Origin of the sequence: Pandoraea morbifera (genome assembly GCF_902459575.1) — a bacterium.
GTDB lineage: Bacteria > Pseudomonadota > Gammaproteobacteria > Burkholderiales > Burkholderiaceae > Pandoraea > Pandoraea morbifera.
This window is the reverse complement of the sequence record NZ_CABPSD010000007.1, coordinates 176,749-203,670: the sequence shown is the minus strand read 5'-3', so window position 1 is coordinate 203,670 and position 26,922 is coordinate 176,749. Positions and strand designations below refer to the sequence as shown.

The window sequence follows — 26,922 nt, the reverse complement described above, 5'->3', positions numbered from 1 at the left end:
ATCCGCGCGAACGATGCGCGAGCTGGCGACACCGGCGTCACGATGCCGCCGGCGATCGCCGCCACGTCGCACCGGGCCGGGCGTTGCGCTGACGACGGCGCTCGCTCAGGTGTCTTCCGCCCAGTACTTCGCCGCCCGTACCGCGCGCTGCCAACGGCTCACCGCCCGCGCGATCTCGTCCTCGGACAGATGACGAGAGAAGCGTCGCTGGAGTTTCCACTGACGTTCGAGCGTGTCGATATCCGGCCAGAAGCCGACCGCCAGCCCCGCCAGATAAGCAGCCCCGGCGGCCGTCGTTTCGATGACCTCCGGCCGCACGACATCCGCGCCGAGCAGGTCCGCCTGCCACTGCATGAGCAGATCGTTCGCGGCCGCCCCGCCGTCGACGCGCAGCTCGGCCACACGCATGCCCGCATCGGCTTCCATCGCACGCAGCACATCGAGCGTCTGGAAGGCGATGCTGTCGAGTGCCGCACGCGCCACATGCGCGGCCGTCGTGCCGCGCGTGGCGCCGAACAGCGTGCCGCGCGCGCGCGGCTGCCAGTGCGGTGCGCCAAGACCGGCGAAGGCGGGAACGAGTACCACGCCGTCGGCGTCGGGCACGCTGGTCGCGAGCGCCTCGACGTCGCGCGAATGTCGGATGATGCCCAGTCCGTCGCGTAACCACTGAACCACCGCGCCGCCGATGAAGATGCTGCCCTCCAGCGCGTAGTCCACACGGTCGCCGATCTTCCAGGCCACGGTCGTGAGCAGGTTGTGGCTCGACACCTGCGGCTTGTCGCCGGTGTTCATCACCATGAAGCAACCGGTGCCATACGTGTTCTTCACCATGCCCGGCGCGAGACACATCTGGCCGAAGAGCGCCGCCTGCTGATCGCCCGCGATGCCGGCAATCGGCACCGACGCGGAAAACAGCGGCGTCGCCGTGTGACCGTACACTTCGCTCGACGAACGCACGTCCGGCAACATGGTGCGCGGCACGCCGAGCAGCGCAAGCAGTTCGTCGTCCCACTGGAGCGAGTGAATGTTGAAAAGCATGGTGCGCGACGCATTCGACACGTCGGTCACGTGCAGCCTGCCGCCCGTGAGATGCCACACGAGCCAGCTGTCGACCGTGCCGAACGCGAGATGCCCGGCTTCGGCCGCGTCGCGCGCGCCGTCGACGTTGTCGAGAATCCAGCGCACCTTGCTGCCTGAGAAGTAGGCGTCGACCCGCAGACCGGTGCGGCTCGCGACGAGCGCCTCATGGCCGTCTGCGCGCAGACCGTCGCAGAAGTCCGCCGTGCGACGGTCCTGCCAGACGATCGCGTTGTACACGGGCTCGCCCGTCCGCCGGTCCCACACGAGGGTCGTCTCTCGCTGGTTGGTGATCCCGATGGCGGCGATATCGCCCCCACCGACACCGGCATGCGTGAGCGCCTCGGCGGCAACGCCAGCCTGGGTTGCCCAGATCTCGCGCGGGTCGTGTTCGACCCAGCCCGGATGCGGATAAATCTGGCGAAACTCTTTCTGCGCGGTCGACACGACGCGGCCGTCCCGATCGAACAGCAGCGCCCGGGAACTGGTGGTGCCCTGATCGAACGCGAGGATGTACTTGCCCCCTGCCATCGTGCTTGTCTCCTGTCTCTTCGCTGGTAACGGCACTCAGGCGGCCATTTCCCTATGCTGCGCGAACCATTCCCGCACGCGCGCCTCGCCTTGCGGACCGACATGCAGGCCAAGCTTGGTGCGACGCCACAGCACGTCCTGCGGGGTGCACGCCCATTCGTACTGCACAAGATAGCGAAGCTCGGCGTCGTAGAGATCGCCGCAGACACACTCGCCCAGACCGTCGAGCGAATTGGCGTCGCCAATGAGGACGTGCGTGCGCGTGCCGTACGTGTGCGCATAGCGCTGCGCGAGCGTCGGAGGCAACCACGGCAGCTGCGCCTGTAGCGACGCCGCGAAGGCGCCGGCGTCCGGCTGCCCCATGTCGCCGCCCGGCAGCGGTGCCCCCGCCGTCCAGTCGCCGTGCGTGAACCCGAGAGGGCCTCGCAGGTGCGACATGGCCTCCTCGGCCAGGCGGCGGTAGGTCGTGATCTTGCCCCCGAAGACCGAGAGCAGCGGCGCGCGACTGACCGGGGCGTCGAGTTCGAGCGTGTAGTCGCGCGTGACGGCCGACGGATTCGAGACATCCTCCTCCATCAGCGGACGCACACCCGCGTAAGTCCATACGACGTCGGCCGGCGCGATTGCCTTGGTGAAATATTCGCTCGCCGACTTGCAGAGGTAGGCGATCTCTTCGTCGTCGATCGCCACCTTTGCCGGGTCGCCGTGGTATTCGATATCGGTCGTGCCGATCAGCGTGAACTCACCCTCGTACGGAATCGCAAAAATGATGCGCTTGTCGGGGTTCTGGAAGATATAGGCGTGATCGTGATCGAACAGCTTGCGCGTGACGATGTGACTGCCCTTGACCATGCGCACGCGGTGCGTTGCCTGCTGGCGGAGCACGTCACCCAGCAAATGTCCGACCCACGGTCCCGCCGCATTGACGATGGCCCTCGCGCGCACGGTCTGATGCGTGCCTTCCGGGGTTTCCAGCTGGGCGGTCCACAGCGTGTCGCCGCGCTCGGCGCCGATGAGCCGCGCGCGAGTCAGGATCGTCGCGCCGCGCTCGGCGGCATCCTGCGCATTGAGCACGACCAGGCGCGCGTCCTGCACCCAGCCGTCGGAGTAGACGAAACCGCGCGTCAGATCGCGCCGCAGCGGCGCGCCGGCCGGATGCCGGCGCAGATCGATGCCGCGCGAGCCGGGCAGGATTTCGCGTCGTGCCAGATGATCGTACAGGAACAGGCCCGCGCGAATCAGCCACGCCGGGCGCAGATTCGGCATGTGCGGCATGACAAAGCGCAACGGCCACATGATGTGCGGTGCCGCGCGCAGCAACACCTCACGCTCCTGCAACGCCTTGCGCACCAGACCGAATTCGTAATACTCGAGATAGCGCAACCCACCGTGAATCAGCTTGGTGCTGGCGGACGATGTATGCGAGGCCAGGTCGTCCTGCTCGACGAGCAGCACGCGAAGGCCACGCCCGGCCGCGTCGCGCGCAATGCCCGTGCCGTTGATGCCCCCACCCACGACCAGCAGGTCGTACGGGGTAAGCGGGTTGTCCGATGGCGATTGGGCGGGTGTCTGCACGGCGTCACTCCCGGGAAATGAGCATCAAATCAGTGAAAGTTCGAAAATGTTCGCTTGGCGTTCGTTTTGTATCCGCATTGCGTTCACATACGAACATCAATGTTCGAATTCTAACATATCACGCGATTTGAGTTTCGGATTCGCGCATTTTGCGGTGCTGATGCGCGAGTCCGCGGCGGGGATCAGACGTCGTCGGCCACGTGGACCCGCGTGCCGGCCTCGGCGATGACCTGTGCCATGCCCGGGGGCACCGGGCGGTCGGTGAAAAGCGCGTCGATTTGCGACAAATGGCCCAGGCGGACGAGCGCGGGGCGGCCGAACTTGCTGTGATCCGCGGCCAAAAACACGGTGCGCGAATGCGCGATGATGGCCTCGGCGACGCGCACTTCGCGATAGTCGAAGTCACGCAGCGTGCCGTCGGCATCGATGGCCGAGATGCCCACGATGCCGAAATCGACCTTGAACTGACGGATGAAATCGAGTGTCGCTTCGCCGGTCACGCCCTGGTCCCGGGCGCGAACGACGCCGCCGGTGATGATGACCTCGGCATCCGCGTAGCTGCTCATCATGGCCGCCACGTGCAGGTTGTTGGTGATGACGCGCAGTCCGCGATGCCGCGAGAGCGCGCGCGCGACCGCTTCGGTCGTGGTGCCGAGGTTGATGAAGAGCGAAGCGTGATCGGGAATCTGCTCGGCAAGGCGCACGGCGATACGACGCTTCTCGTCGGCGCGCTGGGTTTGGCGGGCGTCGTAGGCGTCGTTCTCCGCGCCGCCCGGCAACCCCACGCCGCCGTGGTAACGCCGCACCCACTTGCGCTCGGCCAGAAAGTTGATATCGCGACGGATCGTTTGCGGCGTGACGTCGAAACGCACCGCGAGCTCGTCGACCGTGAGAAAGCCGTCACGTCGAACCGCATCGAAGAGCGCTTCCTGACGCGGGTTAAGGGAAGCAGGCGCGGCGTCGCCGCCGACAGCGAGCGCCTCGGAGGCACCGGCGGGTGCGACAGTTTCGGCGGATTCGGTATGGGACATCGGAACGCACGCAGTAAAAGCCTTCGCACGGCCCGGGCGGCCGCGCGTGTGCCGTCATGATACCCCGCCGTTGTATGGCATGTCGGTGACGGCAGCGTGACAGCCGGCGCGGCCATCCGCTTGGTCCGGTAGGCTGGTGGGCTGGCTCAGTGTGGCGCGAGATCGCGCGACCGGGTGAGGAGGGGCGTGTCGCGCGCGCCGGGCTGGAATCCCCCGGCGATTCGCGAGGACCGGCTCAGAGGCACTGACGCACGGCGTCGGCAAGCGATTGCGGGCCCGTGGCACCCAGATAGAGCGAGCCTTCGCTGCCCGGTCGGTGCGGCGCCAGGTCGAGAATGGCGAGCACGCCGTCTTCGGACGAAGAGAGTTGCAGCGTCTGGCCGGCACCTGCCTTGCTTCGCTGCAGGCGAGCGTACGGCAGTTGCTTCTTCCACAGTCGCGCCGTGCAGGCGCTCACACGCACATACGTCTTTTTGGACGACCCCTGCCAGACCGCCCCGTTCGCGCGAGCATCCTCGACCGTGTCGCGATAGGCCGGCAACGTCTCGACTTTTACATTTTCCGGTGCAACGTCGGCGACGCTGCCCAGCGGTGGTTCGTCCTTCGCCACGACGGGTGCCGTCGGTGCGCAACCGGCCAACCACATGGCCAGCGCCAGCGCCCCCGCAACACTGCGCGTTGTCCCGCGCATCGTAACGGAAATCCTGTCCATTCCCCGGTTCATGCCCTGCTCCACGCTTGCAAACGGTTGTCGCACGCGGCTTGCTCGGCGCCGGCCGCGCGGGCGGGCGCCCTGGTGACGACAACCTGGTATCTGGTCGCGGCGCCCAATGGCTGCGGCCACGCGATGTCTTGATGCATCCGTGTCAGGCCGCAACGCACGCCGTCATGTTCGTTAGTCCTGCCGAATTCGGCGCTGGCACCGCGGGCGTATCGTCTGCCGCGCACCGCCAGTTGGCGCTCATCTTACTCGTGTTATTCATAGCATGGCAATTCGCGCAATGCGCGCTGGCCCGAATCGCGTATATTGCTGGTTTCTGTCACACTGCGCCGCTGCGCCTCGCGCACGATCCTGCCGCGAGCCGAAGCGCCCCCCGCCCACCGGGCCCCGGATTGACCGTCCGGTCGGTACGCCACAAGCGAAAACGACGCGGGCCGAAGCATGTTGGCACCCGTGGCGCGCGCGAGCGCCGCCAATCCGTATCCATTTTTGCGACTGTCCCGATTTCCATGTCCAGCAACGCGCAAGCCCCGATCATCGTCATCGCCCCCGATTCGTTCAAAGGTTCGTTGAGTGCGCCGGAAGTGGCGCGCGCCATTGCCGCAGGCATCGCGCGAGCGGTGCCGCAGGCCGATTTGCGACTGCGCCCCATGGCCGACGGCGGCGAGGGCACGCTCGACGCCCTGCTCTCGGCCGGCGGACGCCGCGTGCCGCTGTCGGTGCGCGGCGCGGGTCAGGCGTCGGTGACGGCCGAGTACGGCGTGATGCCCGACGGCACCGGTGTGCTCGAGAGCGCCAACGTGGTGAGCATCACCGATCCGGTCGGCATGCAGACGCCCGTGGCGGAGCGCACGACCGTAGGCCTTGGCGAATTGCTGCGCGCCCTGCTCGACACCGGCGCGCGCCGCGTGCTCATCGGCCTGGGGGGCAGCAGCACGAACGACGGCGGCGCCGGCCTGCTCGTCGGCCTCGGTGCGCGACTGCTCGACGACGCGGGCGAAGTGGTGCCGCCGGTACCCGCCGCCCTGCACCGGGTGTCCTCCATCGATCTGAACGGTCTCGACGCACGTCTGAAGGACTGCGAACTGATCGCCATGTCCGATGTGAACAATCCGCTCAACGGCACGCAGGGCGCCACGGCGATCTTCGGGCCGCAGAAGGGAGTAAGCCAAGCGCAGATCGAACCGCTCGACCGCGCCATCGCGCACTTCGCCGGACATGCGCATCGCGCGTTCAATGCCAACGAGGCCGCCAGCCGTGCTGGCGCCGGTGCGGCGGGCGGACTGGGCTTCGCCCTGCATCTGCTGGGCGCGCAGTTCCGTTCCGGCGCCGAGGTCGTGGCCGAGCGGGTCGGACTGCCGCAAGCGGTGGAAGGCGCCGACTGGCTCATCACCGGCGAAGGTCGCAGCGACGGCCAGACGCTCTCCGGCAAGACCCCGATGATCGCCGCTCAAGTTGCGATCAAGGCGGGGGCGACGGCCTCCCTGCTGTCCGGCGCCATCGACCGCAGTGCGCTCGAGAACCTCTCGCGCGTGTTCTCCGGTTGCTTCTCGCTGACTTTCGGGCCGACCACGCTGGAAAAGGCCATCGCCGATGCCGCCGGACTGCTGACCGACAGCGCCGAACAGATGGCCCGCCTGCGGTACTCGCACAAAGCGTGAGGCCCCCGCTGCCCAAATCGATCACATCGAGTGCATCGCGCGCCGCGTCTCGTCTCTCCTCATCGCGCGTCGCTTCGACGACGGCGCGGCGGCACGCTGGCGCGCCCGCCCGTCACACCAGCAAATCGACGAACTGGTGCACGGGCATGGCCTCGAGTCGCTGCTGATCGAGCGCAACGTCCAGAATACGCGTCTGCTGTCGCGCGGCGAAGCGCCGGGCGAGGTTCGTCTTGAATTTCTCCACGAGCAGCGGCATGCCCTGCGCCCGACGGCGCCTGTGGCCAATCGGATACTCCACCAGCACTTCGTCGAGCCGGGTACCGTCGGCGAGCGCCACCGTCAATCCGTTGGCGATCGAGCGCTTGTCCGGATCGTGGTAGTCGCGAGTGAACTGCGGGTCTTCCTGGCAGACGATCTTCGCGCGTAACGCGTCGATGCGCGGATCGGCCGCGACCTCGTCTTCGTAGTCGTCGGCCGTGAGCCGCCCGAACAACAGCGGCACCGCCACCATGTACTGGATGCAGTGATCGCGGTCGGCAGGATTGGCAAGCGGCCCCTGCTTGTCGATGATGCGAATCGCCGCCGCATGCGTGCGAATGACGACCGAGGCGATGTCCTGCGCACTGCGCCCCATCGCCTGCAGGCGACCATGCAGCGTCATCGCCGCCTCGGCGGCCGTTTGCGCGTGGAATTCGGCGGGAAACGAGACCTTGAACAGCACGTTCTCCATGACATAGGTCCCATAGGGTCGCTGGAACGCAAACGGCCGCCCGTGGAAAAGCACGTCATAGAAGCCCCACGTCTTCGCCGTGAGTACCGACGGATACCCCATTTCCCCGGTGCGGGCCATGAGCGCGAGACGCACCGCACGGCTGGTCGCATCGCCCGCCGCCCAGGACTTCCGGCTGCCGGTGTTGGGGGCATGCCTATAGGTGCGCAGGCTCTGACCGTCGACGAACGCTAGCGATAGCGCATTGATCATTTCGTCTCGCGACAGACCGAGCATTTCCCCAACGACCGCGGTCGACGCCACCTTCACCAGCACCACGTGATCGAGCCCGACCTGATTGAACGCGTTTTCCAGCGCGAGACAGCCCTGGATTTCGTGCGCCTTGATCATGGCGGCGAGCACATGGCGCATCGTGAGCGCGGGCAGCCCCTGCGCCACGGCCGTGCGCGACAGCCAGTCGGCGGTCATCAGAATGCCACCCAGGTTATCGGACGGATGACCCCACTCGGCCGCCAGCCACGTGTCGTTGAAGTCGAGCCAGCGAATCATTGCCCCGAGGCTGAACGCCGCCTGTACCGGGTCGAGCTGATACGGCGTGCCGGGCACCTTCGCGCCGTTGGGCACGACCGTGCCCGGCACGATCGGCCCGAGCAATTTGGTGCAGGCGGGATAGGAGAGCGCTTCGAAGCCACAGCCAAGCGTGTCGATCAGACAAAGGCGGGCGGTCTCGAAGGCGAGATCGCTGCGGATCTCGTAGGAGAGGACGTAGTCGACGATGTCCGTGAGAACCTTGTCGGGTGCGGGGCGCACGTTCGAGATTCCTGAGGACATTGTCCACCTCCGTCAACGCATCAGCGGTTCACCTTCAGAACGCGTCCCCGGGAACGCGCACCCATCCTTCCATCAACACGCGCGCGCTGCGGCTCATGATCGCCTTCGTGACCGTCCATTCGCCGCCAACTTCCTTCGCCTCGGCACCCACGCGCAGCGTGCCCGACGGATGCCCGAAGCGCACGGCGTTGCGCGCCCCGCCGCCGGCCGCCAGATTGACGAGCGTGCCAGGAATCGAGGCCGCAGCCCCGATGCAGACCGCCGCCGTGCCCATCATCGCGTGATGCAGCTTGCCCATCGACAGCGCGCGCACCAGCAAGTCGATGTCGCCCGCGTCGACGACCTTGCCGCTCGACGCTGTGTAGCTCGCCGGCTTCGCCACGAACGCGACCTTCGGCGTGTGCTGGCGGGTAGCCGCCTCCGACACGTCCTTGATCAGTCCCATGCGAATCGCCCCGTGCGCTCGGATCGTCTCGAACATCGCGAGTGCCTTGGGGTCGCCGTTGATCGCGTCCTGCAATTCCGTGCCGCGGTAGCCGATATCCTCCGCGTTGAGGAAGATGGTCGGAATGCCGGCATTGATCATCGTGGCCTTGAACGTGCCCACGCCGGGCACTTCAAGGTCGTCGACGAGTTGGCCTGTCGGGAACATCGCCCCGCCGCCTTCACCGTCTTCCTCGGCGGCCGGGTCGAGAAATTCCAGTTGCACTTCCGCGGCGGGAAAGGTCACGCCGTCGAGCTCGAAATCTCCCGTCTCCTGCACGGCACCGTCGGTCATCGGCACGTGCGCAACGATCGTCTTGCCGATGTTCGCCTGCCAGATGCGCACGACGGCCACGCCATCGCGCGGCACCCGCGCCGGATCGACCAGTCCGCCACTGATGGCGAACGGGCCGACGGCCGCCGACAGATTGCCGCAATTGCCGCTCCAGTCGACGAACTTCGAGTCGATCGAGACCTGCCCAAACAGGTAATCCACATCGTGCCCGGGCCGCTCGCTCTTCGCGATGATGACCGTCTTGCTCGTGCTCGACGTGGCGCCGCCCATGCCGTCGATCTGCTTGCCATACGGGTCGGGGCTGCCGATCACGCGCATGAGCAGCGCGTCGCGCGCCGCGCCCGGCATCTGCGCCGCGGGCGGCAGATCCTGAAGCCGGAAAAACACGCCCTTGCTGGTGCCGCCGCGCATATACGTGGCGGGAATGCGGATTTGTGGCTGATGCGCCATCACGTCTCTCCTCAGGCCGCCGCTTGCGACGATTCCAGAAAGTCCTGCGCGAAGCGCTGCAGCACCCCGCCCGCCTCGTAGATCGAGACTTCCTCCGCCGTATCGAGACGGCAGGTCACGGGCACCTCCACACGCTCGCCGTTGCGCCGATGAATCACCAGCGTCAGCTCGGCGCGCGGCGTGCGCTCGCCGATCACGTCGAACGTCTCGCTGCCGTCGATGCCAAGCGTCTTGCGGTTGGTGCCCGGCTTGAATTCGAGCGGCAACACACCCATGCCCACGAGGTTGGTGCGGTGAATACGCTCGAAGCCCTCCGCCACGATCGCCTCGGTGCCCGCCAGACGCACGCCCTTGGCCGCCCAGTCCCGCGACGAGCCCTGACCGTAGTCGGCCCCGGCGATCACGATGAGCGGCTGCTTGCGCGCCATGTAAGTCTCGATCGCTTCCCACATGCGCGTGATCTTGCCTTCGGGCTCGATGCGCGCGAGCGAGCCCGCCTTGACCTGACCGTCGACCACGACCATCTCGTTTCTGAGCGTCGGGTTGGCGAACGTGGCGCGTTGCGCCGTCAGGTGATCGCCGCGGTGCGTGGCGTACGAGTTGAAGTCCTCTTCCGGCAGGCCCATCTTCGCCAGATACTCACCCGCCGCGCTGTCGGCCATGATGGCGTTCGACGGCGAGAGATGATCGGTCGTGATGTTGTCGCCCAGCACGGCGAGCGCCCGCATGCCGCGAAGCGTGCGCTCGCCGGCCAGGGCGCCTTCCCAGTAGGGCGGACGGCGAATGTAGGTACTCTTCTCGCGCCAGTCGTACAGCGGCTCGGCGCGCTCGCCCTGCTCCATCGATGCGGCGAACATGGGCTCGTACACGCGTCGGAACTGCTCCGGCTTGACGCTGCTGGCGACGATCGCATCGATCTCCTCGTCGGTCGGCCACAGATCGGCCAGGCGCAGCGGCTTGCCGTCGGCATCCACGCCGAGTACGTCTTTTTCGATGTCGAAGCGGATCGTGCCGGCAATGGCGTAGGCCACCACCAGCGGCGGCGATGCGAGAAACGCCTGCTTCGCGTACGGGTGGATGCGGCCGTCGAAGTTGCGGTTGCCCGAGAGCACCGCGGTCGCGTAAAGGTCGCGCTCGATGATCTCCTGCTGGATCGCCGGGTCGAGCGCACCCGACATGCCGTTGCACGACGTGCAAGCGTACGCGACCACGCCGAAGCCGAGCTTCTCCAGTTCAGGCAGCAGCCCCGCCGCTTCGAGATACAGCGTGACGGCCTTCGATCCGGGGGCCAGCGAACTTTTCACCCACGGCTTGCGCGCCAGGCCGGCGCGATTCGCATTGCGCGCGAAGAGCCCCGCCGCGATCATGTTGCGCGGGTTGTTGGTGTTCGTGCAGCTCGTGATCGCGGCGATGATGACCGCGCCATCGGGCATGCGCCCCGGCTCGTTCTCCACCTTGCCGCTGATACCGCGTGCGGCCAGCTCGCTCGTGGGCACGCGCTTGTGCGGATTCGACGGCCCCGCGATGTTGCGCACCACGCTCGACAAGTCGAACCGGAGCACGCGCTCGTACACCGCCGTCTTCAGGCTGTCGGCCCACAGGCCGGTCTGCCTGGCGTAGGTTTCGACCAACGCGACGAGCGCGTCATCGCGACCGGTGAGCTTCAGATACTTGATGGTCTGGGCGTCGATGTAGAACATCGCCGCCGTCGCACCGAACTCGGGGGCCATGTTCGAGATCGTGGCCCGATCGCCCAGGGTGAGATTCGCCGCGCCCTCGCCGTAGAACTCGAGGTAGGTCGATACCACCTTTTCCTTGCGAAGGAATTCGGTGAGCGCGAGCACGATGTCCGTGGCGGTGATGCCCGGCTGCGGTTTGCCCGTGAGCTCCACGCCGACGATGTCCGGCAAACGCATCCACGAGGCACGCCCGAGCATTACGCTTTCCGCTTCGAGCCCGCCCACGCCGACGGCGATCACGCCGAGGGCATCGACCATCGGGGTATGCGAATCGGTGCCCACGAGCGTGTCGGGATACGCCACGCCGTCCGTCACCTGAATCACCGGGCTCATGCGCTCCAGGTTGATCTGGTGAAGAATGCCGTTGCCCGGCGGAATCACGTCGACGTTGCGAAACGCCTTCTTCGTCCAGTTGATGAAGTCGAAGCGGTCTTCGTTGCGGCGATCTTCGATGGCGCGGTTCTTGGCGAAGGCATCCGGATCGAAACCGCCGCACTCCACCGCCAGGGAGTGATCGACCACCAGTTGCGTGGGCACCACCGGGTTCACGAGCGCCGGATCGCCCCCTTGCGCGGCAATCGCATCACGCAGACCGGCGAGGTCGACGAGCGCTGTCTGCCCAAGAATGTCGTGGCAGACCACACGGGCGGGAAACCACGGAAAGTCGAGGTCGCGGCGTCGCTCGATCAGTTGCCTGAGCGACTCGGCCAGCGTGGCCGGATCGCACCGGCGCACGAGGTTCTCGGCGAGCACGCGCGACGTGTAGGGCAAGGTGTCGTAGGCGCCCGGCGCGATGGCCTCGACGGCAGCGCGGGCGTCGAAGTAATCAAGCGACGTGCCGGGCAGCGATTTGCGGTATTCGGTGTTCATGGACGGCTCAGCGTTGCTCGATCGGTACGAACTTCTGATCTTCCGGACCGGTGTAGTTGGCGCTCGGGCGAATGATCTTGTTGTCGATGCGCTGCTCGATGATGTGTGCGCTCCAACCCGACGTACGGGCGATCACGAACAGCGGCGTGAACATCGCGGTCGGCACGCCCATCATGTGATAGCTCACGGCGCTGAACCAGTCGAGGTTCGGGAACATCTTCTTGACGTCCCACATGACCGACTCCAGACGCTCGGCGATGTCGTACATGGCCGTGTTCTGCTGATCTTTCGACAACTGATGCGCGACTTCCTTGATGACCTTGTTGCGCGGGTCGCTTACCGTATAGACGGGGTGACCGAAGCCGATGATCACTTCCTTGTTCTCGACGCGCTTGCGGATGTCGGCCTCGGCCTCGTCCGGCGAGTCGTAACGCTTCTGCACTTCGAACGCCACTTCGTTGGCGCCGCCGTGCTTCGGACCGCGTAGCGCACCGATGGCGCCGGTAATGGCCGAGTGCATGTCGGAACCCGTGCCCGCGATCACGCGTGCGGTGAAGGTCGACGCGTTGAACTCATGCTCGGCGTACAGAATCAGCGAGGTGTGCATCGCGCGCACCCACTGGTCGGACGGTTTCCGACCGTGCAGCAGATGCAGGAAGTGGCCCCCGATGCTGTCGTCGTCGGTCTCGACGTCGATGCGCACGCCATTCTGGCTGTAGTGGAACCAGTACAGGAGCATCGAGCCCAGGCTCGCCATGAGGCGATCGGCGATGTCGCGCGCCCCCGGAATGTTGTGATCGTCCTTTTCGGGCAGCACGGTGCCGAGCACGGACACGCCAGTGCGCATCACGTCCATCGGGTGCGCGGCGGCGGGCACGGCCTCGAGGGCTTCCTTCACTGCGGCCGGCAGGCCACGCAGCGATTTGAGCTTGGCCTTGTAGCCGCGCAGTTCGGCCACCGTCGGCAGCTTGCCGTAGACCAGCAGATAGGCGATCTCCTCAAACTCCGAGGTCTGCGCCAGATCCAGGATGTCATAGCCGCGATAGTGCAGATCGTTGCCCGAGCGGCCCACCGTACACAAGGCGGTGTTGCCGGCGGTCACGCCCGACAGGGCGACGGATTTCTTGGGCTTGAAGCCGGTGGCAGTCGTCTCGCTCATGCTCATTCCTCCAGATCAGGGATTCGGTTATTTCTGTTGCGCGAACAACGCGTCGAGCTTCTGCTCGTACGCGTGATAGCCGATGCTCTCATAGAGCTCGGCGCGGGTTTGCATGGTGTCGAGCACGGCCTTTTGCGTGCCGTCACGACGAATCGTGTGGTACACGTTCTCGGCCGCCTTGTTCATGGCGCGGAACGCCGACAACGGATACAGCACCAGCCCGACCTGCGCGCTCCTGAGCTCTTCCACGGTGAAGAGCGGCGTCGAGCCGAACTCGGTGATGTTGGCGAGCACCGGCACTTTCACCGCATCAGCGAACTGGCGATACATCGGCAGTTCCGTCATCGCTTCCGGGAAGATCATGTCGGCGCCGGCTTCCACACAGGCACAAGCGCGATCGATGGCCGCCTGCAAGCCTTCCACGGCCAACGCATCCGTACGCGCCATGATGACGAAGTTCTCATCGGTGCGCGCGTCGACCGCGGCCTTGATGCGATCGACCATCTCCTGCTGCGTCACGATCGCCTTGCCCGGACGGTGGCCGCAACGCTTCGCGCCGACCTGATCCTCGATGTGCATGGCGCCGGCGCCGAATTTGATGAGCGACTGCACGGTACGTGCAATGTTGAACGCCGACGGACCGAACCCGGTGTCGACATCGACCAGCAGCGGCAGGTCGCAGACGTCCGTGATGCGGCGCACGTCGGTCAGCACGTCGTCGAGCGTGGAGATGCCCAGGTCGGGCAACCCGAGCGAGCCTGCCGCAACGCCGCCGCCAGACAGATAAATCGCCTTGAAGCCGGCCGCCTTGGCCAGCAGGGCGTGATTGGCGTTGATCGCACCGACAACCTGCAACGGTTGCTCGGTCTTGACGGCCTCGCGGAAGGCGGCGCCGGCCGAACGAATGGTTTGCGTCACTTGAATCCCTCGGTCGTGTCATGCGCGACGATCGGTCGGAGCCCGCCGGATCGCGCTGGGTTGAAATGCGGTGGTTCTCTTAAGCAATGGGCGTGCCAGGCGCCGGAGAACGCCGATCGCGCCGGGCGCCGCACGCGGCGCACCAGCACCTAACGTATTCATTTATCGACGGAAATTCTTCGCGCATGTGACGTTTGCGTCAAGCCGAACTTCGTGCGCCGCGTCATCATCGCGTCGCATGTCGTTTCAATTTGAAACACAAAATGAAACGCCTAATCTCAATATGCTACGATTATCGGCATTCCACGCGCCGAGGCTGACGCGATGTCCTAGCGTTTTCCACAAGTCACACCATGCCGAAACCGAACGCCGCCGAACTGCCCGCCCGTGTGCCGATCCCACTGTCCTCCCCCGGCGGGCTGCCGCGCGCCGCGCTTGCCCAGTCGACCGTCACCGCCGTCAGGAAACCGGTGATCTGGGCGGTGGGCATCAGCAAGCTCGGCGAACTTTATCGCGACATCGTGCCCGATTACGCGGCCGTTGCCGACGTCCAGATCATCGATAAAGGCTACGAAGCCGTGATCGACGCGCTGGCGCAGTTGCCTGCGGGCAGTGTCGACGGCATCGTCGCGGCGGGCTCGAACGGCGCGTTCCTGCGCGAGCGCGTCGCACTGCCCGTGGTGCTTGTCAAGGTCACCGGCTTCGATGTCATGCACGCGCTCGCCCGAGCGCGCCGCGCATTGCCCTCGCCGTCACCCGCCTCGCGCATCGCGCTGGTGTCGTACGCGCGCCCGGCCGCCGAGTTCGAACGCTTCAAGAGCGCGTTTCATCTCGACATCCCGCAGCATGCCTATCACGACGCGCATGACGCCGAAGATCTCGTGCACCGACTGCGCGACGAAGGCGTCGAGGTCATCGTCGGCCCCGGCCTGGTGACCGAACTGGCCGAGCGCGCAGGGCTCACGGGCGTGTTTCTGTATTCGCAGGACTCGGTGCGCGCGGCGTTCGACACGTCGCTCGAAGTCGCGCGCTTCGGACGTATCGAAGCGCAGCGGCGCGAGCGTCTCGACACCGTGCTCCGGCATCTGCACGAAGGCGTGGCTGCCGTCGACCTCGATGGCCGGGTGGAGGCGATCAACGCGTCGATGGCCGGCATGCTAGGCGTGAACGCGACCGACGCCGTCGGCCGCCCGCTCGACGCCATCGCGCCCGCGCTGGACATTTCGCGCACCCTGGAGAGCGCGAGCGCCGAACTCGAGGCGATCGTCTCGATGGCGGGCAAGACGTGGGTCGTCAACCGTATCCCGCTGCTCGATCAGGGAACGCTCACGGGCGCACTGCTCACGTGCCAGGACTCGCAGGCGTTTGCGCGTGTGGACCGCTCGCTGCGCTCGCGTCACCGCCCGCGGCACCTGGTGGCACGCTATCGGCTCGACGACCTGATCGGCGACTCGGTTGCGATGACGCAGGTACGTGCGCTGGCGCGTCGCTATGCGCAAACGGATTCGACCGTACTCGTGCATGGCGAGAGCGGCACCGGCAAGGAATTGCTGGCGCAGGGCATTCACAACGCCAGTCGACGACGCGACTACCCCTTCGTGGCGATCAATTGCGCGGCATTTCCCGAGACCCTGCTCGAGAGCGAGCTCTTCGGCTATGAAGACGGAGCGTTCTCCGGCGCGCGGCGCGGCGGCAAGGCCGGCCTGTTCGAGACGGCTCACAACGGCACGATCTTTCTCGATGAAATCGGCGAAATGCCGATGCCGCTGCAAACGCGCCTGCTGCGCGTACTGCAGGAGCGCGAGGTGCTGCGGCTCGGCGCCACCGAGCCGGTGCCGTGCGACGTGCGCGTGATCGCCGCAACGCACCGTGACCTTCGGCAGCAGGTGGCCGCCGGTCTGTTCCGCGAAGACCTGTATTACCGGCTCAACATCCTGCGCATGGTGCTGCCGCCGTTGCGCGAGCGCATGGACGACCTGCCACGCCTTACCCCGCTCTTTCTCGAGCGCGCGCTCGCGCGCGCTGGCGCGCGCATGAGCGTCGATGCCCTGCAGGTGTCGCTGCTGCCGCTGCTCGCGACGTATCGCTGGCCCGGCAATGTGCGCGAACTGGAAAATCTGCTCGAGCGCATTGCGGTCGTCTGCGCCGATGTGGTGGAGGCGCGTGAGATCGATCGCGCACGGCTGGTCGAGATTGCACCGGAACTCGATCCGGCGGGTGGCGCCCCCCTGCGCATCGATATGCCGGCGTCGCCCGATGTTCCCCCCACGGACGGTGGACGGCAAATCGGCGAGCCCGGAGCGCGACAGACCGGCGCCGCGCCACTGGCGCAGACCGGGCGCGCCCGACGCGCCGCCGAGGAACTGGCACGCATTCGCGCCACGCTCGCGGCCTGCGGCGGCGACCGGGGCGCCGCCTGCGAGGCGCTGGGTATCAGCCGGTCGACACTATGGCGAAAGTTGCGCGAGCATCCCGGCGGCTGACCGACGACACGCCCGCATCAGTGCTGGTGACGAATACGCTCCCACATCTCGTGCCAGTCGAGTCGCTTGTGATTGGCAGGCTCGTCGTGATGGGTGACCCAGAAATGGTCGACCAGCATGCCGACGGCAAAGCCGACGAGCAATGCCACGAGCATCATCGAAACGTTGAGCATGGACATGGCCATCTCCCCCCTGCGTCGGAATGACACTTACATTCTAGTCAAACGCTTTCATGCCAGCGACGTGGTGCGCGACGCGTCGCAAACGATGCGCATATGAAAAAACCGGGGCCAGGGCCCCGGTTTTTCTGTACGCCTGCCGCGCAGCGTGCCCGGCACGCCACGGCGCCGCGGCTTACCACGTAGCGATGAGCGCGCCCTTGAACTGCTTGTCGATGAACTGCTTGACTTCGTCCGAGTGGTACGCGTCGACCAGTTGCTTGACCCAGGGCTTGTTCGCATCCTTCGCACGCACGGCGATCAGGTTCGCATAAGGCCCCTTCAGGTCCTCGATGGCAATCGCATCGCGCTTGGGCACAAGACCGGCCTGCGCCGCGAAGTTGGTGTTGATGGATGCGGCGTCGAGGTCCGGCAATGCCCGCGGCAATTGCGCGGCTTCCAATTCGACGATCTTCAGCTTCTTCGGATTCTCGGCAATATCGAGCGGCGTGGCGTTCTTGCCGTCGACGCCGGCGCCGGCGCGCAACTTGATCAGTCCCTCTTTCTGCAACAACAGCAGGGCGCGGTTACCGTTCGACGGGTCGTTCTGGATACCGACCTTCGCGCCGTTGGGCAGATCCTTGAGCGACTTGTACTTCCTGGAATAAAAGCCCAGTGGCGAGACGTAGGTGAGACCCGCGCTCACGATCTTGTAGCCGCGATCCTTGACCTGGCTGTCGAGGAACGGCTTGTGCTGAAAGCCGTTGGCGTCCAGATCGCCGGCATCGAGCGCGGCGTTGGGCTGTGCGTAGTCACTGAACTCGATGATCTTGATTTCGAGGCCGCGCTTGTGCGCGACCTGCTTCACGACCTCGAAGATCTGGGCGTCCGAGCCGGCCATCGTGCCGACCTTCAGGGGCTTGTCGGCGGTCTGGGCGGCGGCGCCGAGCGAAGCCACGGCCAGCGTGGCGCCGAGGATCGCGTGGATCAGTTGACGGGACAGCATGTGCGAATTCTCCTTTTGCTTGTCTGGCGCCTGATGGGCGCCCGTTCAGTATCGTGTGAGCCGGGTGGGCCCACGGGGCCACGCGCGGCCCACTGCCGCCTTCGTCACCCAGACCCGCGATGCTGCCACAGATGCGGGTTTACGCGAAATACATAATCGGCATTTCCATATCCCCTCTGCTGTCGGCGGTCTGCTCAAGCCATCCCAAAAAAACGCCCCTTCGGACAACCGAAGGGGCGCATCGCCGGGAGAACAGCCTGATCACGGGCCGGGGGGGTGGCACGGCAAGCGGCGAAGCCGCCAGCCGGTCGCGTCAGGAACCGACGATTAACCTGCAAGATGCCTTCCACAGGGCTGAAGCCCACGCGTGCCTTGCGCGTGACAACCGTCCAATCATTGGCTCAGGGGCACGGTTCCTCACCGTTCTGCCCGTTCATCGAACATCCCCCGCCGCCACCGAAACCGCTCGGACCGCCGAACGCGGCCAGTCCGTTTCCGCCCGCGGCACCACCGATACCACGACCGCCCGGGCCGCCGACACCACCACCGCCGCCACCGCTGCTCGCACCGACGCCACCACCACCAGTGCCACCGCCAGTGCCGCCGCCTGTGCCACCGCCGCCACCACCACCACCACCGCCACCGCCACCGCCACCGCCACCGCCACCGCCACCACCACCACCACCACCACCACCACCACCACCACCACCACCACCACCACCACCACCGCCACCACCACCGCCACCACCACCGCCACCACCGCCACCACCGCCACCACCGCCACCGCCACCACCACCGCCACCACCACCGCTGTGGCCGCCGCAGCCGCAACCGCCCGCGCCGCCGATGCCGATCCCTACACCGCCGCCGGGTCCGCCGGGTCCGCCGAAGGCTCCCAGCCCTCCGAAGCCCCCGCCGCCGAAACCCATCCCACCGCCGCCGCCACGTCCGCCACCCCCTCCGGCAGCATATGACACATTGATCGAAATGCCGCACAGCATGGCCACCGCCGCCGCACCCACCATCGTCGCCTTGAACCCTTTCATGGTCCCCTCCCCGCGCACGCGCAATCTCATTCCGAAACACGCGGAACCCCGCCAGAAGGTTCAGCGTTACGGCGTGGGCGCGTCAGCCAAATTCGCGGGCAATAGCGAGCCCTCCCGTGCTCGCATGCACAGGGGAGCCTTGCCAACAGCCTGCGGGAATTCCGGGTTGGCGCGTCGCCATACGCGATTCACAGACGCGAATTCCGTGCCAGACGACTCAACCCATTGATTTAAAAGAAATTAATAACTCAATTTCCGAGACATCGGGACAGGGTGTACGGAAAATGTATCGTTCGTGAAACGCTGACATCGCTGCCCCCGCGCCAACGCCTCGTCAACGACATATGCACGACGCGCCGACGTCCCTCGGCGCCACGCCCGGCAAGCATTTCGGTGCAAGGCAACCCGTTCACGCGAATCAGTTCGCGTCGATCACTTCTGCCGACGATTCGCGCAGGCAGGCGGCGAACAACTGCGCGGCCGGCGTTGTCGTGTCTTCGCGCCAGTACAGAATTGCCTCGCCCAACGGTCCCAGCGGCGGCAACGGCAGCACGCGCATCGTGCCGCGCTGCACGTAGCGGCGCGCGAGCGAGAGCGGCAGTATCGAGACGAAATCGCCGCCGCGCAGCAGCGACAGATTGAGCGCCAGCGAGCTCGATTCGATGGCCGGGCGTTGCAAGGTCACCCCGTGCTCGGCCAGAATCTCCGCCATCGTCGCGAACGCCGGCGAGCCCCGCATCGGCGTGATCCAGCGCACGTCCCGCAGGTCGTGCCATGCCACTGGCGTATCGGGTCCGCCTAACGCGTGACGAGCGCCCACCACGAACACGAACGGCTCGTGATGCAACGCTTCATGGCGCATCACCGGCAAGTGCCCGGTCACGCGGTTGCGCCCGAGCGCCAGATCGAGGTTCCCTTCGTCCATCATTTTCAGGAGTCGATCCAGCGTCGCCTCCACGAACGAGAAAGAAGCGTTCGGGGCGCGACGCGTGAACAGCTCGACCGCATGCGCGATCAGCGGTTGCGGGATCGTGACCACGGCGCCGAAGCGCACATGACCGGCAGTCCCGGCGGTCAATGCGCTGACGTCGCGTCTCGCAAGTTCGATCTGCCGCAGGATCTCTCGGCCGCGCTCGATGAGCACGCGCCCGATCCCGGTCAATTCGACGGCATTGCCCACGCGCCGCACGACGGGTGCCCCCAGGGCGTCCTCGATCTCCGCGATCTGCTTGGAGATGGCGGGCTGCGTGACATGAAACGCTGCAGCCACGCGCGTGACCTGACGCAGTTCGCCTAGCGCGACGAGAATGCGCAGGTGCCCAAGCTTCAGGCCGCTGCGGAAAAAGCGTTCCATCGAATCGCCGGGCGTGGCGCCCGATGAGATCGTGTTCATGACGGCGAAGAGAGGAAGTGACGCCCCAATCATAACCAAATAGTAATGTCGCGCACGCAAAGTGTGATTTGCCGCGGGGGCCGTCACCCCCTTACTCTTTGAACGAGCAGCGATGTCGTGCCGCATTCCCGCGCAGCATTCGCGTGAAGCAACGACGGTCGGCACCGGGTGAATTGTCCGGCACTCGCCAAGACCTCGCGCATAACCGAACGTACGCCGCGTTGCCAGATAATTCGACGTGCCCCACGGCACGCATCCTCGGAGACAACCTACATGAGCACGTCCCTTTCCGGCGGCGCGCGGCCGCACGCCGGCGCACCCGCCGCGCTGGACCCGATGCAGCGCGACGCGCTGTATCGCAAGCTGACCTGGCACATCATTCCCTTTTTGTTCCTCGCGTTCATCGTCGCGTACATCGACCGCGTGAACGTAAGCTTCGCGAAGTTGCAGATGCTCGCGGACCTCTCTCTCTCGGAGACCGTCTATGGCGCCGGCGCGGGTGTGTTCTTCCTGGGCTACTTCATTTTCGAGGTGCCGAGCAATCTGATCCTGCATCGCGTGGGCGCGCGCATGTGGATCGCGCGCATCATGGTCACCTGGTCGATCATCTCGTGCCTGACGATGTTCACGCAGGGCCCGGTATCTTTTTACGTGCTGCGCTTCCTGCTCGGCGTGGCCGAAGCCGGATTCTTTCCCGGCATCGTGCTGTATCTGGCCACGTGGTTTCCGTCGAACAAGCGCTCGCGGATCATTGCCCTGTTCATGGTGGCCATTCCGGTCTCGGGCGCCATCGGCGGCCCCTTGTCTGGCTGGATCATGCAGCAGTTCGGTGGGTTGCACGGCTTCGCGGGCTGGCAGTGGCTGTTTCTGATCGAAGGGCTCGCATCGCTTGCCGTGGGTGTCGCGGCGTTCTTCGTGCTGCAGGATCGCATCGAGACGGTGAAGTGGCTGAGCGCCGACGAGAAGCGCATGCTCGCGCAGGATCTCGCCGCCGACGACGGCACGCGTGCGCGCCACAGCGTGCGCGAGGTATTCGGCAACGGCAAGGTGTGGCTGCTCGGCCTGCTCTATTTCTGCATCGCGATGGGCAATTACGGTCTCGTGTTCTGGATGCCGACGATGATTCGCGCGGCGGGCGTTGCCAATCTCGGCAACATCGGCCTGCTCTCGGCGGTACCGTCCCTCATCAGCGCGGTGGCCATGATTCTCGTGGCCGGCCATGCGGATCGACGCAACGAGCGCCGCGTGCACGTGGCCGTGTGCTGCCTGCTGGGCGCCGCCGGCATGCTCGCCTCCGTGTTGCTCGCCCAACACCTGTGGTGGTCGATCGCCGCGCTCATCGTCGCCGCCATCGGCATCAACTCGATCGCGCCGGTGTTCTGGGGCATTCCCACGGCCATGATGAGCGGTGCCGGCGCCGCCGCGGCCATCGCGCTCATCAACTCGACCGGCAATCTCGCCGGCTTCGTCAGCCCCTACGTGATCGGCTATCTCAAGGACAGCACCGGGCAACTGCTGCCAGGCATGATCGTGCTGGCTTGCGCGCTCGTCGCCGGCGCGTTGCTCGTACTCTCGCTCAAGCCGCAACGAGGTCAGGCATGAGCGCGCCCGTTTGCCTCGTGACCGGTGCCGCCACGGGTATCGGCGCCGCGACCGCCCTGCGCTTCGCGCGCGACGGGTGGGCCGTGGCGATCAACAACTTCGACGACGGCACCCGCGCGGCGGCCGAGGCCGTGGCCGCCCAGTGCCGCCAGGCCGGCACGCAAACGCTCGTCGTGGACGCCGATGTGGGCGACGACGCCGCATGCCGCCGCATGGTCGACGCGGTGGCCGCACAATGGGGCAGGCTCGACGCCCTGGTCAACAGCGCCGGCACCACACGGGTGATCCCGCATGGCGACCTCGACGCCATCGACGCAGCCGAGTTCGAACGCATCTACCGCGTGAACCTCATCGGTATGTTCCAGATGACGCGCGCGGCCGCTGCGCTCATGCGCGAGCGCGCCTCGAGCGCAGCGTCGGCGAGCGTCATCAACATTTCGTCACTGGCGTCGCTCAACGGCACTGGTTCGTCGATCGCCTACGCGGCGTCGAAGGGCGCGGTGAACTCGCTCACGCTCTCGCTCGCCCGCAATCTCGCCCCGCACGTACGCGTGAACGCGATCGCGCCGGGCATGGTCGACGACGGCTTGCTGCGACGCGTGCTCGGGGACGACGCCTATGCCCGTGTGGTCGACGGCATGCGCGACAACGCACCGCTCAAGCGCGTGTCGCAGCCGTCGGAAATCGCCGAACTGGCCTGGTTCCTCGCCGCCCATGCGCCCGCGATGACCGGCCAGGTGCTCGCCATCGAAAACGGCCTGCTGCTCAACACGTGAGCATCGCGCCCCAAGGAAGCCCCCCATGACAGATCTGCACAAACACCGCTCGCGCACCGTCACCGAAGGCGTGACACGCACGCCGCACCGCGCCTTTCTACGCGCTACCGGACTCGACGACGACGCCATCGACAGGCCGTTCGTCGCGATCGTCGACACTTTCGGCGAGAACACGCCCTGTTCAATGTCGCTCAACCAGATCTCGGACAACGTCCGACTGGGTGTAGCCGCCGGAGGCGGCGTGCCGATTCGCGGCTCGGCGATTTCCGTGTCGGACGGTACCTCGATGAATCACTCGGGCATGCGCTTCTCGCTGGTCTCGCGCGAGACGATTGCCGACAGCGTCGAGCTGTTCGTGCGCGCCCACTGCTACGACGCCCTCGTGGGCGTGGCGGGCTGCGACAAGACTCTGCCCGGCATTCTGATGGGCATGGTGCGTGTGAACGTTCCGGGCGTATTCCTGTTTGGCGGTGCCATGCTCCCCGGCGTGGCGCCCGATGGCTCGCAAGCCACCATCCTCACCGCCATCGAGGCCGTGGGCGCGGCGCAGCGAGGCGACATGTCCGCGCAGACGCTGCGCGGCATCGAAAAGCGTTGCACCCCGACCGCCGGCTCATGCCCGGGCCAGTTCACTGCCAATACGATGGCCATGGTAGCGGAGGTGCTGGGTCTCGCCCCGCTCGGCTCGGCGATGGTGCCCGCGGTCTACAGCGAACGCATTGCGATCGCCCGACGCGCCGGCGAGCACGTCATGCGCGCGCTGCGCAACGGCGGGCCGCTGCCACGCCACCTCGTCACGCGCAAGAGCCTCGAGAATGCCTGCGCCGCCGTGGCCGCCACCGGAGGCTCGACCAACGCAATGCTCCACATCCCGGCCATCGCGCATGAAGCCGGTATTGAATTCACGCTCGACGATGTTTCCGAAGTGCTCGCACGCACGCCGCTCATCGGCGACATGCAGCCGGGCGGACGCTACCTCGCGGTGGACCTGCATCACGTCGGCGGCGTGCCGGCCGTGCTCAACGCGCTGCTCGCGGGCGGACACCTTCATGGCGACACGCTTACGCAAAGCGGCGAGACGCTCGAGGTCGCATTGCGCGCGTTCCCCGGCCCCGACGGCCGCGTGGTAAGACCGCACACCGAGCCGCTCTCGCCCAATGCCGGGCTGGTGGTGCTGCGCGGCAACCTCGCACCCGACGGCGCAGCGCTCAAGACCGCCGGTCTGAGGCAACTGGTGTTCTCGGGCACCGCACGTGTTTTCGAGACGGAAGAGGACTGCATGGCGGTGGTGTCCGCGGGCACCTATCGCGAAGGCGACGTCCTCGTGATCCGCAACGAAGGCCCCAAAGGCGGCCCGGGAATGCGCGAGATGCTCAGCGTGACGGCGGCGATCTACGGACAGGGCATGGGCGAGAAAGTCGCGCTGCTCACCGACGGCCGTTTCTCGGGCGCCACGCGCGGCATGTGCATCGGCTACGTCGGCCCGGAAGCGGCGGCGGGCGGTCCCATCCGCCTGCTGCGAGACGGCGATCGCATCCACATCGACGCGATCCGGGGCACGCTCGACGTCGAACTCTCCGACGAAGCGCTGGCAGCGCGCGCGGCGCAGGCGAAGCCGTTCGTGCGCGGACGACTGGGGGGCGTACTCGAGAAGTACGAAGCGCTCGTACGCCCGGCCAAGTTCGGCGCCGTGACCCATTCGGGGGCCGTCGACTGGCCGTACGAAGCCTCGCTCGGCGAAGCGTCGCCCCAGGAGGAACCGAAACGATGACAACCCTACGTGTAGGATTTTGCGGCATCGGCCGCATGGGCGAACCGATGACGCGCCGCCTGCTCGCCGCCGGACACGATGTCGCCGTCTGGAATCGGTCCAGCGGCAAACTCCCGGCGTTGACCAATGCCGGCGCCATCGCCTGCGCCACGCCCCGGGCGCTTGGGGAAAGCGTCGACATCGCGCTGCTCTGCCTCGGTGACGGCAAGGCCGTGGAGGACGTGGTCTTCGGCGAGTACGGCCTCGTGCACGCCACCACGCCGCCGCGCTTTCTCGTCGACCACTCCACGTTGTCGCCCGCGCTCACGCGCACGCTCGCCTCGCGCTGGTCCAGGGCCACCGGCAATGTGTGGATCGACGCGCCGGTCTCGGGGGGCACGGGCGGTGCCGAAGCGGGCACGCTGGCCATCATGGCAGGTGGGCCCGCGCAGGCGATCGAGGCCGTGACGCCCGTGTTGCGCGCGTTTGCCTCGCGCGTCACGCGCATGGGCGACATCGGCGCCGGACAGACCACGAAGCTCGCGAATCAGGCCATTGTGGCGACCACCCTCGCCGGGCTGGCGGAGGCCTATGTGCTCGCCCGGCGCAACGGCATCGATACGGTGGCCGTGCCGATGGCGCTGCAGGGCGGCTGGGCCGACTCGATACTGCTTCAAACGCTGTGGCCGCGCATGGTGAATCCGCCCGAGCATGCCACCGGCACTGTACGCGTGATGCTCAAGGACCTCGATGCGATTGCCGAACTCGCGCATTCGAGTGCGACCGTGCAGCGCGTGCTGCCGGAAGTACGCCGGCTGCTCCAGGACGCGGTTGCGCGCGGCATGGGCGAGTGGGATCTGTCGCAGGTCTATCGCATTGGCGAGGCGCAGAGCGCGCCCGACGCCTGACGGTCCAGGCGCCGCCGCACGACGTCCGGCCATGAAAAAAGCCATGTCCGTAGCCGGACATGGCTTTTTCATTCGGGCTCGCCTCACGCGACCCCGCCGTTACTTCACCTGCACCGTCGCAAAGTACTGACGACCGAACGGGCTCACCTGGTAGCCCGAAACACCGGCACGCGTGATGACCGCGGCGACCGGATGCGCCAGCGGAATCCACAGGGCGTCGTCCTTGATCATCTTTTGTGCCGCCTGATACTTCGCCGTGCGCGCCGCCAAGTCGTGCGTGCGTTTGCCGTCGGCGATCAGCTTGTCGAGGTTGGCGTCGCAAAAGCGCGCGAAGTTGGTGCCCGAGGTCACGGCCGCGCAGCTGAATTGCGGCGTGAGGAAATTGTCCGGATCGCCGTTGTCCCCCGACCACCCCATGAACAGCAGGTCATGCTCGCCCGCCTTGCCGCGTCGGATCAGCTCGCCCCACTCCACCGTCTTGATCTGGGCCTTCACGCCGATCTTCGCGAGATCGCTTTGCAGCATCTCGGCGCCCACGCGCGGGTTCGGGTTGAGCAGGCTGCCGGCCGGACGTGTCCAGATGGTCGTCTCGAAGCCCTTGGGGAAGCCCGCGTCCGCGAGCAGCTTCTTCGCCTTCTCGACGTTCAGCGGATAATCGGCGACCTGGCTTGCATAGCTCCATGTGTTCGGCGGGTAGACGTTGGCCGCCGGCGTGGCCGATCCCTCGAAGACCTGCTTGACGTAGTTCGGCTTGTCGAACGCCAGGTTCAGCGCCTGACGCACGCGCACGTCGTTCAGCGGCTTGTGCTGCGTGTTGATCGCCACGAACGCCGTCATGAATGCCGGGGACTGCACGACCCTGAGGGCCTTGTCGCCGCGCGCGGCCTGCACGTCGAGCGGCTTGGGCGACAGGGCGATCTGGCACTCGCCGACCTTCACCTTCTGCGCCCGCACCGCCGGATCGGGCACGATCGTGTAGATCAGACGCTCCGACGCGGGCGCGCCTCCGAAGTAGGCCTTGTTGGCGTCGTAGCGCACCACGCTGTCCTTCTGATAGCTTCGCAGGATGAACGGGCCGGTCCCGATGGGCTTCGCATTAATCTCGTCCGTCTTGTCGAGGACCACCAGCTTGTCGGCATACTCCGCCGAATAGATCGACGCAAAGCCCATCGACAGCATCGAGAGGAATACGGCGTCCGGCTCGGAGAGCGTGAAGCGAACGGTGTGATCGTCGACCTTGCGCACCGACTTGATCAGCTTGCCCAGCGACAGCGACTGCGCATGCGGGAACCCGGACGGCGTGAGCTTGTGCCACGGCGCGTTGTCGTTGAGCATGCGATCGAAGGTGAAGACGACGTCGTCGGCATTGAACGCGCGCGTCGGCTTGAAGTGTTCGTTGCTATGGAAGCTCACGTTCGGGCGCAACGTGAACGTGTAGGTCAGCCCGTCGGGACTCACTTCCCACTTCGTCGCCAGGCTCGGCACCACCTTGGCCTGCGCCGCATCGAACTCGACCAGCCGGTTGAACACCGTGTCGGCCGATGCGTTGGTGGTGGTCAGCGAGTTGTAGCGCACGACGTCGAAGCCCTCGGGGCTCGCTTCAGTGCACACGGTGAGCGCCTTGGCATGCGCCGCGAACGGCACCATCGGCAGGGAAAGGGCGGCCAGAACGGCCGCCAGCGTACGACGCGAGCAACGGCGCATGAGCTTCTTCTCCAGGAAGTCGATG

The 26,922-nt window shown here is 66.4% G+C and carries 20 protein-coding genes; 7 read left to right on the top strand and 13 right to left on the bottom strand.

What is annotated here, in order from left to right; all coding sequences use genetic code 11:
- Positions 1-105: 105 nt before the first annotated feature.
- The 4 genes from glpK to PMO31116_RS13805 form a co-directional block, all read right to left on the bottom strand.
- Positions 106-1,608 carry a glycerol kinase GlpK gene (gene glpK / locus PMO31116_RS13820; protein ID WP_150567213.1) on the bottom strand — a complete coding sequence of 501 codons (1,503 nt, stop codon included), beginning with the start codon at positions 1,606-1,608 and terminating at the stop codon, positions 106-108.
- Between the two features lie 36 nt (positions 1,609-1,644).
- The gene (gene glpD / locus PMO31116_RS13815; protein ID WP_150567212.1) at positions 1,645-3,183 is read right to left on the bottom strand and encodes a glycerol-3-phosphate dehydrogenase; all 1,539 of its coding nucleotides are present in this window, start codon (positions 3,181-3,183) and stop codon (positions 1,645-1,647) included.
- A 182-nt stretch (positions 3,184-3,365) separates the two neighbouring features.
- Entirely contained in the window at positions 3,366-4,214 is an 849-nt protein-coding gene (locus tag PMO31116_RS13810; protein ID WP_246185283.1) for a DeoR/GlpR family DNA-binding transcription regulator, read from the bottom strand.
- 235 nt (positions 4,215-4,449) lie between these two features.
- Positions 4,450-4,971, bottom strand: a complete 522-nt coding sequence (locus PMO31116_RS13805; protein ID WP_150567211.1) for a hypothetical protein — start codon at positions 4,969-4,971, stop codon at positions 4,450-4,452.
- A gap of 473 nt (positions 4,972-5,444) precedes the next feature.
- Here PMO31116_RS13805 and PMO31116_RS13800 point away from each other — a divergent pair, with 473 nt between their 5' ends.
- Entirely contained in the window at positions 5,445-6,596 is a 1,152-nt protein-coding gene (locus tag PMO31116_RS13800) for a glycerate kinase (protein ID WP_150567210.1), read from the top strand.
- 112 nt (positions 6,597-6,708) lie between these two features.
- Here PMO31116_RS13800 and PMO31116_RS13795 read toward each other — a convergent pair whose 3' ends face one another.
- The 5 genes from PMO31116_RS13795 to prpB are packed head-to-tail and all read right to left on the bottom strand — an operon-like array spanning position 6,709 to position 14,071.
- Positions 6,709-8,157, bottom strand: a complete 1,449-nt coding sequence (locus tag PMO31116_RS13795; protein WP_150567209.1) for a bifunctional 2-methylcitrate dehydratase/aconitate hydratase — start codon at positions 8,155-8,157, stop codon at positions 6,709-6,711.
- A 34-nt stretch (positions 8,158-8,191) separates the two neighbouring features.
- A complete protein-coding gene (prpF, locus tag PMO31116_RS13790; RefSeq protein WP_150567208.1) occupies positions 8,192-9,385 on the bottom strand; it encodes a 2-methylaconitate cis-trans isomerase PrpF in 1,194 nt (397 codons plus the stop codon).
- Between the two features lie 11 nt (positions 9,386-9,396).
- Entirely contained in the window at positions 9,397-11,994 is a 2,598-nt protein-coding gene (gene acnD, locus PMO31116_RS13785) for a Fe/S-dependent 2-methylisocitrate dehydratase AcnD (protein WP_150567207.1), read from the bottom strand.
- A gap of 7 nt (positions 11,995-12,001) precedes the next feature.
- Entirely contained in the window at positions 12,002-13,153 is a 1,152-nt protein-coding gene (gene prpC, locus PMO31116_RS13780; RefSeq protein WP_023595343.1) for a bifunctional 2-methylcitrate synthase/citrate synthase, read from the bottom strand.
- 27 nt (positions 13,154-13,180) lie between these two features.
- Positions 13,181-14,071, bottom strand: a complete 891-nt coding sequence (gene prpB / locus PMO31116_RS13775; RefSeq protein WP_023595342.1) for a methylisocitrate lyase — start codon at positions 14,069-14,071, stop codon at positions 13,181-13,183.
- A 353-nt stretch (positions 14,072-14,424) separates the two neighbouring features.
- Here prpB and prpR point away from each other — a divergent pair, with 353 nt between their 5' ends.
- The gene (prpR, locus tag PMO31116_RS13770; RefSeq protein ID WP_174971298.1) at positions 14,425-16,554 is read left to right on the top strand and encodes a propionate catabolism operon regulatory protein PrpR; all 2,130 of its coding nucleotides are present in this window, start codon (positions 14,425-14,427) and stop codon (positions 16,552-16,554) included.
- Between the two features lie 17 nt (positions 16,555-16,571).
- Here the strand turns inward: prpR and PMO31116_RS23725 are convergent, their stop codons facing one another.
- Positions 16,572-16,733, bottom strand: a complete 162-nt coding sequence (locus PMO31116_RS23725; protein ID WP_023595339.1) for a hypothetical protein — start codon at positions 16,731-16,733, stop codon at positions 16,572-16,574.
- 175 nt (positions 16,734-16,908) lie between these two features.
- Positions 16,909-17,718 carry a MetQ/NlpA family ABC transporter substrate-binding protein gene (locus tag PMO31116_RS13765; protein WP_023595338.1) on the bottom strand — a complete coding sequence of 270 codons (810 nt, stop codon included), beginning with the start codon at positions 17,716-17,718 and terminating at the stop codon, positions 16,909-16,911.
- Positions 17,719-17,837: 119 nt separating this feature from the next.
- Between PMO31116_RS13765 and PMO31116_RS23720 the strand changes: the two genes are divergently transcribed.
- Positions 17,838-18,692, top strand: coding sequence for a hypothetical protein (locus PMO31116_RS23720; RefSeq protein WP_174971294.1), 855 nt, complete (start codon positions 17,838-17,840; stop codon positions 18,690-18,692).
- A gap of 490 nt (positions 18,693-19,182) precedes the next feature.
- Here the strand turns inward: PMO31116_RS23720 and PMO31116_RS13755 are convergent, their stop codons facing one another.
- A complete protein-coding gene (locus PMO31116_RS13755) occupies positions 19,183-20,118 on the bottom strand; it encodes a LysR family transcriptional regulator (protein ID WP_246185282.1) in 936 nt (311 codons plus the stop codon).
- 312 nt (positions 20,119-20,430) lie between these two features.
- Here PMO31116_RS13755 and PMO31116_RS13750 point away from each other — a divergent pair, with 312 nt between their 5' ends.
- From PMO31116_RS13750 to PMO31116_RS13735, 4 genes are read left to right on the top strand one after another with little or no spacing between them, the layout of a single operon-like run.
- Positions 20,431-21,759, top strand: coding sequence for an MFS transporter (locus tag PMO31116_RS13750; protein WP_150567206.1), 1,329 nt, complete (start codon positions 20,431-20,433; stop codon positions 21,757-21,759).
- A complete protein-coding gene (locus PMO31116_RS13745) occupies positions 21,756-22,535 on the top strand; it encodes an SDR family NAD(P)-dependent oxidoreductase (RefSeq protein ID WP_150567205.1) in 780 nt (259 codons plus the stop codon). The genes PMO31116_RS13750 and PMO31116_RS13745 overlap by 4 nt, the downstream gene beginning before the upstream one ends.
- Before the next feature lie 25 nt (positions 22,536-22,560).
- The gene (ilvD, locus tag PMO31116_RS13740; protein WP_150567204.1) at positions 22,561-24,306 is read left to right on the top strand and encodes a dihydroxy-acid dehydratase; all 1,746 of its coding nucleotides are present in this window, start codon (positions 22,561-22,563) and stop codon (positions 24,304-24,306) included.
- The gene (locus PMO31116_RS13735) at positions 24,303-25,193 is read left to right on the top strand and encodes an NAD(P)-dependent oxidoreductase (protein WP_150567203.1); all 891 of its coding nucleotides are present in this window, start codon (positions 24,303-24,305) and stop codon (positions 25,191-25,193) included. Before ilvD ends, PMO31116_RS13735 begins: the two co-directional genes overlap by 4 nt.
- Positions 25,194-25,292: 99 nt before the next feature.
- Here the strand turns inward: PMO31116_RS13735 and PMO31116_RS13730 are convergent, their stop codons facing one another.
- A complete protein-coding gene (locus PMO31116_RS13730) occupies positions 25,293-26,897 on the bottom strand; it encodes an ABC transporter substrate-binding protein (RefSeq protein WP_150567282.1) in 1,605 nt (534 codons plus the stop codon).
- Positions 26,898-26,922: the final 25 nt, after the last annotated feature.